At 67.0% G+C, this 15,709-nt stretch carries 16 protein-coding genes; 10 read left to right on the top strand and 6 right to left on the bottom strand.

Annotated elements, in window-relative coordinates:
- Positions 1–124 precede the first annotated feature (124 nt).
- Positions 125–1,459 (top strand): MFS transporter, encoded by a 1,335-nt coding sequence (locus tag DIE17_RS20335; protein WP_260427293.1) that lies wholly within the window; start codon positions 125–127, stop codon positions 1,457–1,459.
- 157 nt (positions 1,460–1,616) lie between these two features.
- Here DIE17_RS20335 and DIE17_RS20330 read toward each other — a convergent pair whose 3' ends face one another.
- Together DIE17_RS20330 and DIE17_RS20325 are read right to left on the bottom strand one after the other, a co-directional pair.
- Positions 1,617–1,916 (bottom strand): type II toxin-antitoxin system RelE/ParE family toxin, encoded by a 300-nt coding sequence (locus tag DIE17_RS20330; protein ID WP_185641022.1) that lies wholly within the window; start codon positions 1,914–1,916, stop codon positions 1,617–1,619.
- Positions 1,913–2,170, bottom strand: coding sequence for a type II toxin-antitoxin system ParD family antitoxin (locus DIE17_RS20325; RefSeq protein ID WP_124521000.1), 258 nt, complete (start codon positions 2,168–2,170; stop codon positions 1,913–1,915). The genes DIE17_RS20330 and DIE17_RS20325 overlap by 4 nt, the downstream gene beginning before the upstream one ends.
- A 221-nt stretch (positions 2,171–2,391) precedes the next feature.
- On the opposite strand from DIE17_RS20325, the gene DIE17_RS37500 reads away from it, so the two are divergent.
- From DIE17_RS37500 to DIE17_RS20315, 3 genes are all read left to right on the top strand, one after another.
- On the top strand, positions 2,392–2,544 hold the full coding sequence (locus DIE17_RS37500) for a hypothetical protein (RefSeq protein ID WP_185500415.1): 153 nt from the start codon (positions 2,392–2,394) through the stop codon (positions 2,542–2,544).
- A gap of 126 nt (positions 2,545–2,670) precedes the next feature.
- Positions 2,671–3,663 (top strand): hypothetical protein, encoded by a 993-nt coding sequence (locus tag DIE17_RS20320; RefSeq protein WP_260427292.1) that lies wholly within the window; start codon positions 2,671–2,673, stop codon positions 3,661–3,663.
- 85 nt (positions 3,664–3,748) lie between these two features.
- Positions 3,749–4,015, top strand: coding sequence for a hypothetical protein (locus tag DIE17_RS20315; protein WP_124487036.1), 267 nt, complete (start codon positions 3,749–3,751; stop codon positions 4,013–4,015).
- Between the two features lie 85 nt (positions 4,016–4,100).
- Here the strand turns inward: DIE17_RS20315 and DIE17_RS20310 are convergent, their stop codons facing one another.
- Positions 4,101–4,976 (bottom strand): LysR family transcriptional regulator, encoded by an 876-nt coding sequence (locus DIE17_RS20310; protein ID WP_124487037.1) that lies wholly within the window; start codon positions 4,974–4,976, stop codon positions 4,101–4,103.
- 221 nt (positions 4,977–5,197) lie between these two features.
- Here DIE17_RS20310 and DIE17_RS20305 point away from each other — a divergent pair, with 221 nt between their 5' ends.
- From DIE17_RS20305 to DIE17_RS20285, 5 genes are all read left to right on the top strand, one after another.
- A complete protein-coding gene (locus tag DIE17_RS20305) occupies positions 5,198–6,136 on the top strand; it encodes a LysR substrate-binding domain-containing protein (protein ID WP_011356424.1) in 939 nt (312 codons plus the stop codon).
- A gap of 336 nt (positions 6,137–6,472) precedes the next feature.
- Complete coding sequence (gene aldA, locus DIE17_RS20300) at positions 6,473–7,897, top strand: aldehyde dehydrogenase (protein WP_124487038.1); 1,425 nt, start codon at positions 6,473–6,475, stop codon at positions 7,895–7,897.
- A 128-nt stretch (positions 7,898–8,025) separates the two neighbouring features.
- The gene (locus DIE17_RS20295) at positions 8,026–9,357 is read left to right on the top strand and encodes a nitrate/nitrite transporter (protein WP_185715743.1); all 1,332 of its coding nucleotides are present in this window, start codon (positions 8,026–8,028) and stop codon (positions 9,355–9,357) included.
- On the top strand, positions 9,354–10,571 hold the full coding sequence (locus tag DIE17_RS20290) for a mandelate racemase/muconate lactonizing enzyme family protein (RefSeq protein WP_124487040.1): 1,218 nt from the start codon (positions 9,354–9,356) through the stop codon (positions 10,569–10,571). The genes DIE17_RS20295 and DIE17_RS20290 overlap by 4 nt, the downstream gene beginning before the upstream one ends.
- A 15-nt stretch (positions 10,572–10,586) precedes the next feature.
- A complete protein-coding gene (locus tag DIE17_RS20285; RefSeq protein WP_124487041.1) occupies positions 10,587–12,254 on the top strand; it encodes a GMC family oxidoreductase in 1,668 nt (555 codons plus the stop codon).
- A 109-nt stretch (positions 12,255–12,363) separates the two neighbouring features.
- On the opposite strand, the gene DIE17_RS20280 is transcribed toward DIE17_RS20285, so the two are convergent.
- Both DIE17_RS20280 and DIE17_RS20275 read right to left on the bottom strand, forming a co-directional pair.
- Positions 12,364–12,663, bottom strand: a complete 300-nt coding sequence (locus DIE17_RS20280; protein ID WP_124487042.1) for a barstar family protein — start codon at positions 12,661–12,663, stop codon at positions 12,364–12,366.
- 149 nt (positions 12,664–12,812) lie between these two features.
- A complete protein-coding gene (locus tag DIE17_RS20275; RefSeq protein WP_124487043.1) occupies positions 12,813–13,712 on the bottom strand; it encodes a LysR family transcriptional regulator in 900 nt (299 codons plus the stop codon).
- A 120-nt stretch (positions 13,713–13,832) separates the two neighbouring features.
- Here DIE17_RS20275 and DIE17_RS20270 point away from each other — a divergent pair, with 120 nt between their 5' ends.
- A complete protein-coding gene (locus tag DIE17_RS20270; protein ID WP_124921230.1) occupies positions 13,833–14,864 on the top strand; it encodes an NAD(P)H-quinone oxidoreductase in 1,032 nt (343 codons plus the stop codon).
- A gap of 14 nt (positions 14,865–14,878) precedes the next feature.
- Here the strand turns inward: DIE17_RS20270 and DIE17_RS20265 are convergent, their stop codons facing one another.
- A complete protein-coding gene (locus DIE17_RS20265) occupies positions 14,879–15,700 on the bottom strand; it encodes a glycine betaine/L-proline ABC transporter ATP-binding protein (RefSeq protein ID WP_124487045.1) in 822 nt (273 codons plus the stop codon).
- Positions 15,701–15,709 lie beyond the last annotated feature (9 nt).

Here is a 15,709-nt window from a genome sequence, read left to right as displayed (position 1 = left end):
CGGGCGCGCGGCGCCTTGCAGGGCGCTCGCGGGCATTCCTGCCCGCGCAGGCCGCTGCATCGCGCATGACAATCCAGGAGGCAGCTTGACCCCAGCCAACGTTCAATCCGGCACCGCGCGCGCGTTGCCGCTGTCGCGTGGCGCCGAGGCGCCGCACCGCCCCGTCGCGCTCGACGACGTGCCGCTCAACCGTTTCCACGTGAAGATCGCCGGCCTCACGTTCGGCGCGCATTTCACCGAAGGCTACACGCTCGGCACGATCGGTTATGCGCTCGCCGCGCTCGGCAGGCAGATGCCGATCGACGCGTTCTGGATGGGGATGATCGGCAGCTCGGCGCTGATCGGCATCTTCTTCGGCAGCCTCGTGTTCGGCTGGCTGTCCGACCGGATGGGCCGGCAGAAGATCTTCCTGACGAGCTTCGTGATCATCACGGCGGCCGCGTTCGCGCAGTTCTTCGTCACGTCGCCGCTCGAACTGTGCGTGCTGCGCGTGCTGATCGGCTTCGGGATGGGCGGCGACTTCACCGTCGGCCACGCGATCCTCGCCGAATTCTCGCCGCGCAAGCATCGCGGTGCGCTGCTCGGCTCGTTCAGCGTGATCTGGACGCTCGGCTATGTCGCCGCGAACGTGCTCGGCCTCGCGTACGGCGACGCCGCGCCCGACGCATGGCGCTGGCTGCTCGCGTCGGCTGCATTGCCTGCGCTGATCGTGCTGGTGCTGCGGATCGGCACGCCCGAATCGCCGCGCTGGCTGCTCGGCAAGGGCCGCGTGCAGGAAGCGCGCGCCATCGTCGCGAAACATTTCGGGCCGCACGTGATGCTCGACGGTTCGGCCGAACCGCAGGCGAATGCCGGCTTCGCGCGACTGTTCCGGCGTGACCTGATCCGCCGCACGCTTTTCAACTGCGCGTTCTTCGTGTGCCTCGTGATTCCGTATTTCGCGATCTACACGTTCCTGCCGACGATCCTGAAGACGATCGGCCTCGCCGAAGGCTTCGGTGCGGACCTGCTGCTGAACGCGTTTCTCGTGCTGGGCGCGCTGATCGGCATCTGGCTGACGATCCGGCTGTCGCGACGCGGCTTCCTGATCGGCTCGTTCGCGGTGACGTGCGCGTCGCTCGTCGCGCTCGCGGTGCTGCCGTCGGCGGCGGCCGTCGCGATGATCGTCGCGTTCGCGATCTTCACGCTGACGATGTCGGCGTTCAGCAACCTCGTCGGCGTGTTCCCGCCCGAGTGCTTCCCGACCGAAGTGCGCGCGAGCGGCGTGGGCCTCGCGATCGCGTGCAGCCGGCTCGGTTCGGCGATCGGCACGTTCCTGCTGCCGGCCGGCATCGCGACGCTCGGCTTTCACGCGACGATGTTCGCGCTCGCGGGCGTGTTGCTGGTGGGGATGATCGTGTCCATCGCGTGGGCGCCGGAGACGAAGCATCTGACGCTGGAGGAAGCGTCGGGGCATTGACGAGGGTGGCGGGCTGCGTGGCCGCCGGCTTCATCGCGCGCGAGGCTTTTGCCTCGACTCGCCGCCGATGCGCGCCGGCGACACCGAGCGCGATTCTGTCGCACCCGGTCGTGGGCGGGCTCGCTCATTCCGGGCGCGATGAGATGCTCGCGTTCGCTCAGAACAGAATCGACGCGTAGTCCCTCGCGCCGTGCAGGACGTGAAGGATGTCGATCCGCGTCGGCGGATCGCCGACGACTCGATAGAAGATCTGGTAGTTGCCGTACACGCGGTGCCGCACGCCGTAACGCTCGAAGCGCGGCACCAGCGGAAACGCCAGCGGCATCGCGGCCAGACTCATGCACTTGTCGCGAATCTCCCGCACGAACGTCACGGCGCGTTGCGGGTTGTCGCGTGCAATGTAATCGGCGACCGCTTCGAGTTCGGCAATCGCAAAATCGGGCAGGCGCACGATCAGGCCTGCCGATCCGCCTGCGCCCGATACTTCGCCTCGAGACGATCGAAGACTTCCGCCGCCTCGGCGCCGCGCCCTGCTTGCGCATCGGCCAGGCTGCGCGCGATCACCGCGTCCAGCGCGTTCAGTTGCGCCTCGCGATCCTGGATCAGGCGCACGCCTTCGCGCAGCACTTCGCTCTTGGACCCGTAACGCCCCGATTCGACCAGCTTCGCGACATAAGCCTCCAGTTGCTGGCCCAGTTCCGCACTGATCATGTCGACCTCCCGAACGGATTGAATTCGATCCATGAAGCGTATCCCGGTTATCAACTATTATCAAGAAGACGATCTCCAGAGGGGCAGCGCGAATGCTTTCACATCCGATCGGCCGGATGAACGGAACCTGATTCCGACAGGCTGCTGCGGCGCCGGCATTCATCCGGTTTCCGCCTTCACTCGTGAAGCCTTGCCGAACGCTCACCATGCGGACACCGATCATGATCGAAGACATCGTCACGCCACAACCCGGCCTGAAGGTCTATGCGTCGGACACCGACGTCCTCGCCGCGCACCAGGCCGCACTCGCGCGCCATTTGCATCCGCTCGTGTCGATCGACCTGTCGGCGATCGATCCGTATTGGGAAGGCTGAATCTACCCGCTCAGCCCGGTCGAACCTTATGACGGGGTCGTCGGACAGGACACGGCCGCGCACCACAACGACTATCTGCGCGCGAACTGGATCGGGTTCCGGCTCGACGAAAACAACCGCTATACGTTGCTCGGCGACCCGCGCTACTTCTATCCGGAGAACCCGCCCGACACGTACGGCGCAGGCTTTCGCAAGGAACTGGACGCGCATTACACCGGGCAACAGGCCATACGAGCCGGTCGGCCGCGCGGCGCTGCTGACGTTCGACTGGTCGTAAGGCCGGCGGGACGGCGGGCGTTCCGTCTCGCGGTTGGCCGTTCGGCGGACTCGGCGCGGCGGATTCGCGGCGATATGCTGGGGTTTTCCATTCTTCCGGCCGCCATGTCTACCCAACCCGTCGATCTCAGTCATACGTTGCCGTACGAGAAGGCATTTTTCGACGGTCACTTGGCGATCGAGCGTAACGATCTGGACATCTCCGCATTGCTTGGTATGGATGACGAAGTTCCTGACGGGTTGCTCGCTTCGTTATGCGGCGCGCCGTCCGGATCGGACGTACAGGCCTATCTCGACAGTGCGGGCAGACTGACGTTCTCCGTCACACACCCGACGTTGATCCAATCGGAAAACCGGATATCCGTCTTCCAAACCGGCGACTCGCAGGTACTCGAACTTCGCTCAATCGATCTGGTCGACAGCGCAGCCGCCGGGCTCGGCGCGGCTATGCTCTGGAGAATCGTTCAAGCATGTGATACGTTGGGCATCGCCCGGATCACCGCCTTCGCGATCGGCGGCCGCAAAGCGCCGCCGGAGTCGGGCGGCCAGCGGCTCTACGGATACTACGCGTGGCCGAGGTTCGGCTTCGACGCTTCCATTCCTGGCGCGCACGCAGACGAAGCCGCGCTGTTCCAGTTCTTTCGGGGATACCCGGTCGGGCTGGCCGATGGCTCGCTTCGATCACTACGCATGCTTTATACGACTCGAATCGGACGAGACTTCTGGCGAGCCGCCGGATCACATCGGTGGATGACATTCGACGTTGCATCGCATGGCGCATCCGTGCTGGCGCTACGCGATTACTTGATCGAGAAGGGGATTTACGATGCCAGAAAAGCATAGCCCGATAACCCGATTCCGGATTGCGCGGCCGTCAGCGGCACGCAGGCGCACGACGAACGGGAATCGTGTCGTCCGGCGCGCGGAAATGCGACGACTCCTTGAAGAATTCCTCGCATACGAACTCCGTCGCAATCTCGCGCGTGCGTCCTCCGCCGAACTGGCCGCACCGCCGATCAGCACGCCCGCCGCGCCGCTGCCGAGAACCGTCTTCAACGTGGGACGCATCGATCCGTCGAAGTGCAAGTTACCCATCATTTCGGAAGCCGAGGCCAGAGCCATCGGGGGCCGCGAAACGTTCATGCACTTCGGCCTGGACCCCGATTTGTATTCCTCGGCTGGTGACACTCTCTGACAGAATCGACGACAGCGACCGGGGCGATCCGCACGACCTCGTGACAACGGGTATCGGCACACGATCATGTCGCCCCGACCACGCCCTACCCCCGCCGCCCCGCCTGCCCCCGCAACCACGCGGCAAACGCAACCACGTGCTCGACCGCGATACTCTCCGGCTCGACATCGAGCCAATAGCCGAACGGTCCGATCGGCTGCACTGGCGACAGCCGCACGAGGCTGCCCTCGGCGATCTCCTCCTCGATCATGTTCAGGTCGACCACCGCGAGCCCCGCGCCCTTGCGCGCCGCGCGGATCGCCTGTTCGAGCGTGGAAAACTCGATGCCGTCGGCGATCCGCGCCACCGGCACGCCGGCCTGCTCGCACCAGTCGGCCCATAGCGTCAGGCGCTTGCCTTCGTGCAGCACATGCAGCGACGGCAGCCGGCCGAGCAGCACGTCGAGCGCATCGCCGCGATAACGCGGCGCGCCGACGAGCGCATGCCGCTCCATCAGCAGCAGCTCCGACTGCATCCCCGCGCGCGCCGCGCGCCCGAAGCGGATGTGGCAATGGCAGTCGTCGGCCGGCTCGGTGCGGATCGACAGCTCGACGTCGGGCAGCGCCTGCGCGAGCGTGCCGAGCCGCGGCGAAAACCACTGCGTCGCGAACGTCGGCGGCAGCGACACCGTCAGGCGCCGCTTCGCACCCGGCCGCGTGGCGGCGACTTCGTCGACGCCGCGTTCGATCGTATCGAACGCCTGCCCGATGAACGGCAGCAACCGCTGGCCGGCATCGGTCAGGCGCACGCCCTTGTGATCGCGCTCGAACAGCCGCGCGCCGAGCGCCTCCTCGAGCAGCCGGATCTGCCGGCTCACCGCCCCCTGCGTCACGCACAGCGAAACCGCCGCACGGTTGAAGCTCAGGTGACGCGCGGTCTCCTCGAAAAATCGCAGCGCGATCAACGATGGCAGGCGTCGCATGATGTGTGTCCCTTTCGTTCGTATCGTTCGTGCTGTTGCGAGCCGGCGCCGCCGACCATCCTGCGGGCAGCCCGGTCGCAACGAGGCGCGCCAACCGCCGCGCCGTAAAAGCCCCTGAGGCCCGCGCCCTCCGTCGCATCCATTCATCGTCCCCGCGCCCGCGCCGCCCGCCTACAATAAGCATCCCGCACCAGACACGACACCGCCCCGTGAGACGCAAGATGCCGGCGCTGAACGCGCTGAAAGCCTTCGAGATGGCCGGCCGCACCGGCAGCTTCACACGTGCGGCCGAGTTGCTCAACGTGACGCAGAGCGCGGTGAGCCGCCAGGTTCGCCAGCTCGAGGGCCAGCTCGGCGAAACCCTGCTCGAGCGCCGCCATCACCAGCTCGAACTGACGGCGGCCGGCCGCGTGCTGCTGCGCGCGCTGCAGCAATCGTTCGACAAGATCGAGCTGACCGTTCGCAGCCTGCAGGAAAAAACCCACCTGAACCGCCTGCGCGCGAACGTGCCGCCCACCTTCGCCGCGCGCTGGCTGATGCCGCGGCTCGGCCGGCTGCGCGACGCGCATCCCGAATTCGAGCTGAGCCTCACGACCCGCATCCACGACAGTCTCGGCGAATCGCGCGTGCTCGACTGCGCGATCCGCTTCGGCGACGGCGAATGGGACGGTTTCGACAACGCACTGCTGATGCAGGAGCAGCATATCGCCGTCTGCGCGCCCGCGCTGTATGCGCGGCTGCGACAGGACGGCGCGCCGATCGACCTGAACCGCTTCACGCTGCTGCACGTGCTCGCCACCGACGACCAGCGCTACCTGACCTGGCAGCACTGGCTGAAGGCCGCCGGCATCGCCGACGTCGACACGCGCGGCGGCTACGAATTCGACCTGCTCGACCACGCGATCCGCGCGGCGATCGACGGCCTCGGGATCACGATCGCCGATCGCCACATGGTCGCGCGCGAACTGGCGACCGGGCAGCTGATGCAGGTGCTCAACGTACACGTCGACGGCCACCAGTCGTACTGGTTCGTCACGCGGCCCGAGCAGACGAACCTGCCGCACATCGTCCAGTTCCGCGACTGGCTGCAGCAGGAAGTGTGGCTCGCGAAGCGCCATCTCGAACCGTCGTCGCCGCTGCCGCAAGTGCCGCTGGCCTAGCACACGATCCGCGCCCCAAGCGTAGCCGACCGCCCCGCGCCGCGCCGAAGCGTCAACCGCGGCCGACACCTTACCGGCTCCCGCTCGCGCGCGCATCCGGATCAGTCGAAAAATGCGGCCCCGCCGCCGCCCGTCCCGCTCCCGGCCCCCGCCACGGCAGCCTTGCCGGACGCGCGATTCCGGCCGATCGAACGAGTAACGTGCGTTTTTCTCATGCTCGACGCGAAAATAAGTCGTTTGTCGTGCGCTAAACGCATGAAGAGAATGGCCTCTGTCCCGTACCGCGCGTGTCGCCACCCGAAGCGATCCGCCCGCATTCATCGGAGGAGTCACTTCATGCGCACCGAACGCAACTACGTGAACGGCCGTTTCGTCGCCCCGGAAAGCGACGCGTTCATCGTGGTCCACAATCCCGCCACCGAAGCGCCGTTCGCGCACGTGCCGGCCGCGACGCCGGCCGACGCGCTCGCCGCCGTCGACGCCGCGGCCGCCGCGCAGAAGGCGTGGCGCAAGCTGCCGAGCGCCGAGCGCGCCGTGTACCTGCACCGCTTAGCCGACGCGCTGACCACGCGTGCTCCGGAGATCGGCGCGGCGCTCGCGCAGGAATCCGGCAAGAGCATCGAGGACGCGTCGAACGAAGCCGTCTACGCGGGCCAGATCACGCGCTATCACGCCGAGTGGGCGCGCCGGATCGAGGGCGAGATCATCCCGAGCGACACGCCCGACGAGAACCTGTTCCTGCAGCGCGAGCCGATCGGCGTCGTCGCATGCCTGATCCCGTTCAACTATCCCGTCTACACGCTGCTGCGCAAGGTCGCGCCCGCGCTGATCGCCGGCAATACCGTGGTCGTGCGGCCGAGCAACCACACGCCGGTGTCCGCGTTCGAGATCGCGAAGGCGGCCGACGAAGCGGGCTTCCCGCCGGGCGTCGTCAACATCCTGACGATGGATCACGCGACGGCCGAAGCGCTGTGCACGCACCCGGCAGTCGGGATGATCACGCTGACCGGCAGCGTGAACGCGGGCCGCAAGGTGCTCGATTATTGCAAGGCGAACATCGCGAAGCCGTCGCTCGAACTCGGCGGCAAGACGCCCGCGATCATCGAGCCCGACGCCGACCTCGAACGCGCGGCCGCCACGCTCGTCGCGTCGAAGACGACCCATTGCGGCCAGCTCTGCACGGCGATCGAGCGCGTGTACGTGCACGACAGCGTGCACGACCGTTTCGTCGCGCTGCTGAAGGAGAAGATGGCCGCCGTGCGCATCGGCGACCGTGCGCAGGACGCCACGCGGATGGGCCCGCTCGTCAGCGCATCGGCGCGCGCGCACATCCACGGGATGGTCGAACGTGCGATCGCGGCGGGTGCGACGCTCGAAACCGGTGGCGCGATTCCCGACGGCCCCGGCTTCTTCTACCCGCCCACGCTGCTCACCGGCGTGCGGCAGGACATGGAGATCGTGCAGGAGGAAACCTTCGGCCCGATCATGCCCGTGCTGCGCTACACGACGATCGACGAAGCGATCGCGCAGGCGAACGACCACCAGTTCGGCCTGTCGTCGGTGCTCTATACCGAGCGCTACCGCACCGCGATGACCGTCGCGAACGCGATCGAGGCCGGCGAGCTGTACGTGAACCGCACGCCGGCCGATCCGTACCAGGGCTTCCACGCCGGCTGGAAGCGCTCGGGCCTCGGCGGCGACGACGGCAAGCACGGGATGCTTGAATTCACGCAGACGCGCCTCGTCGTCATGAAGTACTGACACCGCCGCACCCAAGCACCGTTTCCGGCGCGCGCGCGACGACACCCCGCCGCGCGCCGCCCTGACCCACCAGAACATAAAAAACCTACAGGCATCCGCCTCAAGGACGCCTGATGGAGGAAGACATCATGCCGACTCAACCGTCGACGCCCGCCGCGTCGCTCGTGCTGCACGACGACGCTCACGCGTCGCAGCATTCCCGCGCGCAACGCTACCTGCAACTGCTGCTGCTCGTGATTGCCGCCGGCGCGATCTACCCGATGCTGTATCTGCGGCAGGTGTACCAGCCGACGATGCTGCAGTTTTTCCATATCGACGACGTGCAGCTCGGTTACCTGTATTCGTCGCTCGGCACGATCTTCCTCGTCAGCTACCTGCCGAGCGGCTGGCTGGCCGACCGCCTGTCGCCGCGCTGGCTGATCTGCTTCTCGCTGCTCGCGACGGGCGCGCTCGGGCTCGTCTACGCGACCGGGCCGTCGTTCGACACGCTCGTGCTGATCTTCGGCGGCTGGGGGCTGACCACCGGCCTCACGTTCTGGGCCGCCGTGATCAAGCGCGTGAACATGATCGCGGGCCCCGACGAACAGGGCCGTTTCTTCGGGCTGCTCGACGGCGGCCGCGGGCTCGTCGAGGCGCTGCTCGCGACGATCGCGATCACGCTGTTCGCCTACGTGACGCAGGCGCGCGGCGGCACCGATGCGGCCGGCTTCACGCTCGTCGTGCATCTGTACGCGTTCTTCTGCATCGCGCTCGGCGTGCTGCTCGCGCTGGTGAAGGATCCGGCGGGCGCGGGCGATCGCAAGGCCGTGACGGAACGCCGAAAAGGCAGCGTGCTGACCGACCTGAAGACGCTCGCGGCGATCCCCGAGCTGTGGCTCGTCGCCGCGATCGTGTTCTGCGGCTACCAGGTGTTCTGGGCGACCTACAGCTTCTCGGCCTACCTGCACGAAGGCAATTTCGGGCTCAGCGCGACGGCGGCCGGCTTCATCACGACGCTCAAGCTGTGGATGCGCCCCGTCGGCGGCATCGGCGGCGGCTTCCTCGGCGACCGCGTCTCGAAGGTGTCGGTGCTGTTCTGGGCGCTGGTCCTCGCCGCGCTGTCGCTCGTCGGGCTGATCGCAGCACCCGCGCATAGCCCGCAGGCGATGCTCGTCGTGCTCGTGCTGTTCATCGGCATCCTCACCTATGCGATCCGCGGCCTGTACTGGTCGCTGCTCGACGACTGCAAGGTGCCGACGCATTGCGCGGGCCTCGCGATCGGCCTGATCTCGGTGCTCGGCTATTCGCCCGACGTGTTCGTGCCGCTGATCAACGGCTACGTGACGCATACCTGGCCGGGCGCGCACGGCTACCAGCTCTATTTCGGCTACATCGCTGCGATCGCGCTCTGCGGCGCGGGCGCGGCCGCGTTCCTCAAATACCGCCTCAACCGCCTTTCCCGTATCCAGGAGTCCGCATGAAGATCGTTTCGCTCGAAACCCATATCGTCGCCGTGCCGCCGCCGCATGTCGGCGGGATGTACTGGATCTTCGTGAAGCTGAAGACCGACGACGGCATCGAAGGCGTCGGCGAGATCTACTCGGCGACGTTCGGCCCGAAGGCGATGGCGCCGATCATCGACGACGTGTTCGAACGGCACCTGCTGAACCGCGACCCGCATCACGTCGAACGGCTGTTCCGCCAGGCCTATTCGAGCGGCTTCACGCAGCGACCGGATCTCACGATGATGGGTGTCGTCAGCGGCCTTGAAATGGCGTGCTGGGACATCATCGGCAAGGCCGCCGGCAAGCCCGTGTACGAACTGCTCGGCGGGAAGATCCACGAGCGGCTGCGCTCGTACACGTACCTGTACCCGAAGAACGCGAAAGGCGAATACGACTACGACGATCCCGACCTCGCGGCCGAATGCGCGGCCGAGAACGTGAAGCTCGGCTTCACGGCCGTCAAGTTCGATCCGGCCGGTCCGTACACGGCCTACTCGGGCCACCAGCTGTCGCTCGAAGTGCTCGACCGCTGCGAGACGTTCTGCCGCAAGGTGCGCGAAGCCGTCGGCAGCAAGGCCGACCTGCTGTTCGGCACGCACGGGCAGATGGTGCCGTCGTCGGCGATCCGGCTCGCGAAGCGGCTCGAGAAATACGACCCGCTGTGGTTCGAGGAGCCGGTGCCCCCCGGCCAGGAAGAGGCGATCGCGCAAGTCGCGAAGCACACGTCGATTCCGATCGCGACCGGCGAGCGCCTGACCACCAAGTACGAATTCCACAAGCTGCTGCAGGCGGGCGGCGCATCGATCCTGCAGTTGAACGTCGCGCGTGTGGGCGGCCTGCTCGAAGCGAAGAAGATCGCGACGCTCGCCGAAGTGCACTACGCGCAGATCGCACCGCACCTGTACAACGGGCCGGTGGGCGCGGCCGCGAGCATCCAGCTCGCGACCTGCACGCCGAACTTCCTGATCCAGGAAAGCATCATGACGTGGGGCGGTTTCCACGCCGAAGTCGTGAAGACGCCGATCCGCTGGGAAGACGGCTACATCGTCCCGTCGAACGAGCCGGGCCTCGGCATCGAGCTCGACATGGACGTCGTGAGGCGCCACACGCCGTACACCGGCGAACGGCTGCACCTGCAGATGGGCGAACGCCCCGTCGACGTGAAGGATCTCGCTCCCGCGAAGGGCTGAGCGCAAAGGACAGACATGAGCTACGACTACATCATCGTCGGCGCGGGCTCGGCCGGCTGCATCCTCGCGAACCGCCTGAGCGAATCGGGCCGGCACTCGGTGCTGCTGCTCGAAGCGGGCGAGCGCGACGCGTCGTTCTGGTTCAAGGTGCCCGTCGGCTTCACGAAGACCTACTACAACCGCCGCTACAACTGGATGTACTACAGCGAGCCCGAGGCGCAGCTCGCCGATCGCAAGCTGTACTGCCCGCGCGGCAAGGTGGTCGGCGGCTCGGGCTCGATCAACGCGATGGTCTACGTGCGCGGCCAGCGCAGCGACTACGACGACTGGGCGGCCGCCGGCAATCCGGGCTGGGCGTACGACGACGTGCTGCCGTACTTCCGCAAGCTCGAAACCCACGCGGCCGGCGCGACCGATCCGCAGCATCACGGCGCGACGGGGCCGATCCACATCACGTCGATGAAGGCCGACGTGCATCCGATCGTCCACGAGTTCCTGAAGGGCTGCGGCGAACTGAACCTGCCGCGCACCGACGATTTCAACGGCGCGCAGTTCGAGGGCGCGGGCATCTACGACCTGAACACGAAGCACGGCGAACGCTGTTCAAGCAGCTTCGCGTACCTGCGTCCCGCGCTGGACCGCGCGAACCTCACGCTGCGCTCGGGCGTGCTCGTGCGGCGCGTGACGTTCGACGGCACGCGCGCGACCGGCGTGGTCATCGCGGGCGGGCACGGCGACGAAACGCTCGTCGCCGCGCGCGAGGTGATCCTCGCGGCCGGCGCGGTCGATACGCCGAAGCTGCTGCAACTGTCGGGCGTCGGCGATCCGGCGCTGCTCGCGCGCCGGCGCGTGCCGCTCGTGCATGCGCTGCCGGCCGTCGGCCGCAACCTGCAGGACCACCTGTGCGTGAGCTTCTACTTCAAGGCGAACCGGCCGACGCTGAACGACGAGATGGGCACCCTGCTCGGCAAGATGAAGATCGGCTTGCGCTACCTGCTGACGAAGCGCGGCCCGCTCGCGATGAGCGTGAACCAGGCGGGCGGCTTCTTCCGCGGCACGGCCGATGCGCAGGAGCCGAACATCCAGCTTTACTTCAACCCGCTGTCGTACCGGATCCCGAAGAGCGACCGCGCGAGCATCAAGCCCGAGCCTTACTCCGGATTCCTGATCGCGTTCAACCCGTGCCGGCCGACGAGCCGCGGCACGATCGAGATCGCCTCGAACCGCGCGGAAGATGCCGCCAAGATCCACATCAATGCGCTGACCACGCAGAAGGATCTCGACGAGGCCGTGCAGGGCAGCAAGGTGATTCGTGCGCTGATGCGCGCGCCGGCGCTGAAGTCGATGACCGTCGAGGAAATCTCGCCGGGGCCGCAGGTCGATTCCGACGAAGCGATGCTGCAGTATTTCCGCGAGCAGTCGGGTTCGATCTACCACCTGTGCGGCTCGTGCGCGATGGGGCCGGACGCCGCGACGTCGGTGGTCGATGCGTCGTTGCGCGTGCACGGGCTGCAGGCGCTGCGGATCGTCGATGCATCGGTGTTCCCGAACATCACGTCGGGCAACATCAACGCGCCGACGATGATGGTCGCGGAGAAAGGCGCGGATCTGGTTCTGGCGGATGCGGGGCGTGGCGACGCGGCTGCCGTGAGAGCAAGCGAACGGGAAACGGTCACGCATTAAGGCGGCTGCGTTCTCGACGATGCGGGCAGGCGCGCGCGATGCGGTTGCGTGCCGGCCCGGCGATCGGCTTCACGATGCGACTCAACTCAACGCAACGTCAACGCCACGACTACGCCCAATAGGACAACACGATCAACGGGTCGCCCCCTTCCTTCGTTGCTCGCCAGTTGATGAACGCGCTGCACTCGACGAGCGCGGCGAATATCTCCGGATTGCGATCCTTCAACGCTCCCGCATCGTCGATCCGCAGCGACACTATGCCGTGCTCGTAGCAATAGTCGCTCATGCAATCGTTCCATGCATCCATGTTCCGGCCGTAGTAACCCGGAAATCCGAATTCGCTCGCGAAGTAGTCGTGAAACTTCGCCCAATCGCCAAGCGCTTTTCCGTCCACGCTGAATCGGTTCATCGAGCCCTCTCGTTCATCGGAAAATCACTACCGCCGTTCGTTTTTCACGCCCCGAAGGCCGGTTCGCCGGCATCGAACAGGTCACACCCGCCCGGGCCGATCCCGCAGATCGTCGACACACTGCAGTGAACCGCATCTCGTACTTCAATTCACCTCCAATCCCGCGCCCCGCTCCGCACGCCCACCTCGTCGAACACCCGCACGATGTGATCGATCATCGCGCTCATCCGTGCGGTATGCCGCAAGTCCTTGTGCGTCACCATCCAGACTTCGTAAGGACGCGCGGACGTACGCGCCGGCCACACGCGCACCAGCGCGTCGCGCTCCGCGATCGGCACCGGGAGCTCGGCGAGCCCGAGCCCGGCGCGCGCCGCCGCGCGCAACATCAGATTCGAATTCAGCCCCGACACGATCCGCCCCGCGCGCACCGGCTCGCCGACCACCGTGAGCGGGCCGCGTGCATTCAGGTGCGGCAGGAAGCACACGAGGTCATGTCCTTCGAAGCCGGTGCCGGGCACCGGTTCGCCATGCCGCTCCAGGTATTCCTCCGACGCGTACAACCCCGTCGGCCACGCGGCAAGCCGGCGCGTGAGCAGATCGGGATTGTCGGGCTTGATCGTACGGATCGCGATGTCCGCCTCGCGCTTTGCGAGGTTCTCCACCTGCGTCGACGTGTTGAGCAGCACGCGCACGTCCGGATGCTCGTCGTGCAGGTCGCGCATCGCGCGCATCACGAATTCGAGCCCGATCGTATCGGTCGTCGTCACGCGCACGTCGCCGGCAAGACGCCGGTCGACGCCCTGGGTCTGCCGCACCAGGTCGATCGCCGATTGCTCCATCTTCTCCACGTTGCGCAGCGCGACCTCGCCCACCGCGGTCGGCACGTACCCGGCCGACGTGCGCAGGAACAGCGTCGCGCCGAGCGCGCGCTCGAGCGCCGCGAGCCGCCTGCCGACCGTCGCCTGGTCGAGCCCGACCGCCCGCGCGGCGCCGCGCAGGCTGCGTTCGCGGTGGATCGCGAGAAAAATGCGTGCGTCGTCCCAGTTCAAGCGGTTTCTCCGGTGTGATGCAAATTTGCATCTGTGGTCGTGAAAATCGCTGCGCGAATTCATCAAGGCCCAAGCCTATACTTTTTTCACCGACCACTCACCAGTCTTTTCGAGGCAAACATGTCCGATACGCTCTCCCCCGTTCCCGCCGACATGGCGGCAGTCGAAATCACGCGCCCCGGCGGCCCCGAAGTCCTGGCGACCGCACGTCGCCCCGTGCCGCGGCCGAAGGCCGACGAAGTGCTGATCCGGGTTCACGCCGCCGGCGTGAACGGCCCGGACGTGCTGCAACGCAAGGGGCACTACAACCCGCCGCCCGGCGCATCCGACATCCCGGGCCTGGAAATCGCGGGCGAAGTCGTCGCGCCCGGCGCAGCCGTGCGCGGCTTCGCGCCGGGCGACCGGGTCAGCGCGCTGGTGACGGGCGGCGGCTATGCGGAATACGCGGTCGCCCATCACCTCACGACGATGAAGCTGCCGCCCGGCCTCGACATGATCGAAGCCGCGGCGCTGCCGGAAACGTTCCTGACGGTCTGGCTGAACCTGATCCAGCGCGGGCGGCTGCAGGCGGGCGAATCGGTGCTGATCCACGGCGGCGCGTCGGGCATCGGCACCACCGCGACGATGATCGCGAAGGCGATGGGCGCATCGACCGTCATCACGACGGTCGGCTCGGAAGCGCATCGAACCGCGAGCCTGCGGCTCGGCGCGGATCACGCGGTGCATTACCGGGAAGAAGATTTCGTCGCCGAAGTCGACAGGATCACCGCCGGCAAGGGCGTGGACGTGATCCTCGACATCATCGCGGGCGACTACGTCGCGCGCAATTACCGGGCCGCGGCGATGAACGGGCGGATCCTGCAGGTCAGCGCGCTGAACGGGCCGGCGAAGGAACTCGACGTGTGGCCGATGATGACCAAGCGCCTCACGCACATCGGTTCGACGCTGCGCTCGCGCACGCCGGAGGAGAAGGGCGCACTCATCGCCGAACTCGAACGGCACCTGTGGCCGCACGTCGAAGCCGGCACGGTCAGACCGCAGGTGTTCCGCACCTTCCCGCTCGACGACGCGCGCGGCGCGCACGTGCTGATCGACTCCGGTGTGCACGTCGGCAAGATCGTGCTGACGACGGCCGCGCACCGCGCGGCCTGACCGGGCACGACGCGTCAGTTCACGCTCGTGCGCTTCTCGACGAACCGCTTCACGTAATCGTCCGCCGGACGCGACAGGATGTCGTCCGGCGTGCCGACCTGCACGAGCGTGCCGTCGCGCAGGATCGCGATCCGGTCGCCGATGCGCAGCGCCTCGTCGAGATCGTGCGTGATGAACACGATCGTCTTCGACAGCGTCGCCTGCAGTTCGAGCAGCTGATCCTGCATCTCGGTGCGAATCAGCGGATCGAGCGCGGAGAACGCCTCGTCCATCAGCAGCACGTCGGTATCGGCCGCCAGCGCGCGCGCCAGCCCGACACGCTGCCGCATCCCGCCCGACAGCTCGTCCGGATAATGATCGCCGTAGCCGTCGAGCCCGACCTTCGTCAGCCAGTTGCGCGCGGCCTCGGCCGCGTCGTGACGCTTCTCGCCGCGCGTGCGCAGCGCATACGCGGCGTTGTCGAGCACGGTCTGGTGCGGCAGCAGCCCGAAGTTCTGGAACACCATGCTGACCTTGAAGCGGCGCAGCTCGCGCAGCCCGTGCGCGTCGAGCTTGATCACGTCGCTGCCGTCGATCACGATCTCGCCGGCCGTCGGCTCGATCAGCCGGTTGAAGTGCCGCACGAGCGTCGATTTCCCGGAACCCGACAGCCCCATGATCACGAAGATCTCGCCCGACTCGATGCCGAGGCTCACGTCGTTGAGCCCGACGTTGCAGCCCGTTTCGGCCAGCACGTCGGCCTTGCGCTTGCCCGAGCGCAGCAGGTCGAGCACGCGCGCATGCGCGGCCTGCGGCCCGAACAGCTTGTACACGTGTTTGACGTCGATGGTCGCCATGTCTGCCTC

The sequence above is a fragment of the Burkholderia sp. Bp9099 genome, assembly GCF_003857805.1.
Lineage (GTDB): Bacteria > Pseudomonadota > Gammaproteobacteria > Burkholderiales > Burkholderiaceae > Burkholderia.
Note: the sequence above shows the minus strand (reverse complement) of the source record. Positions and strands in the feature narration are given on the sequence as shown.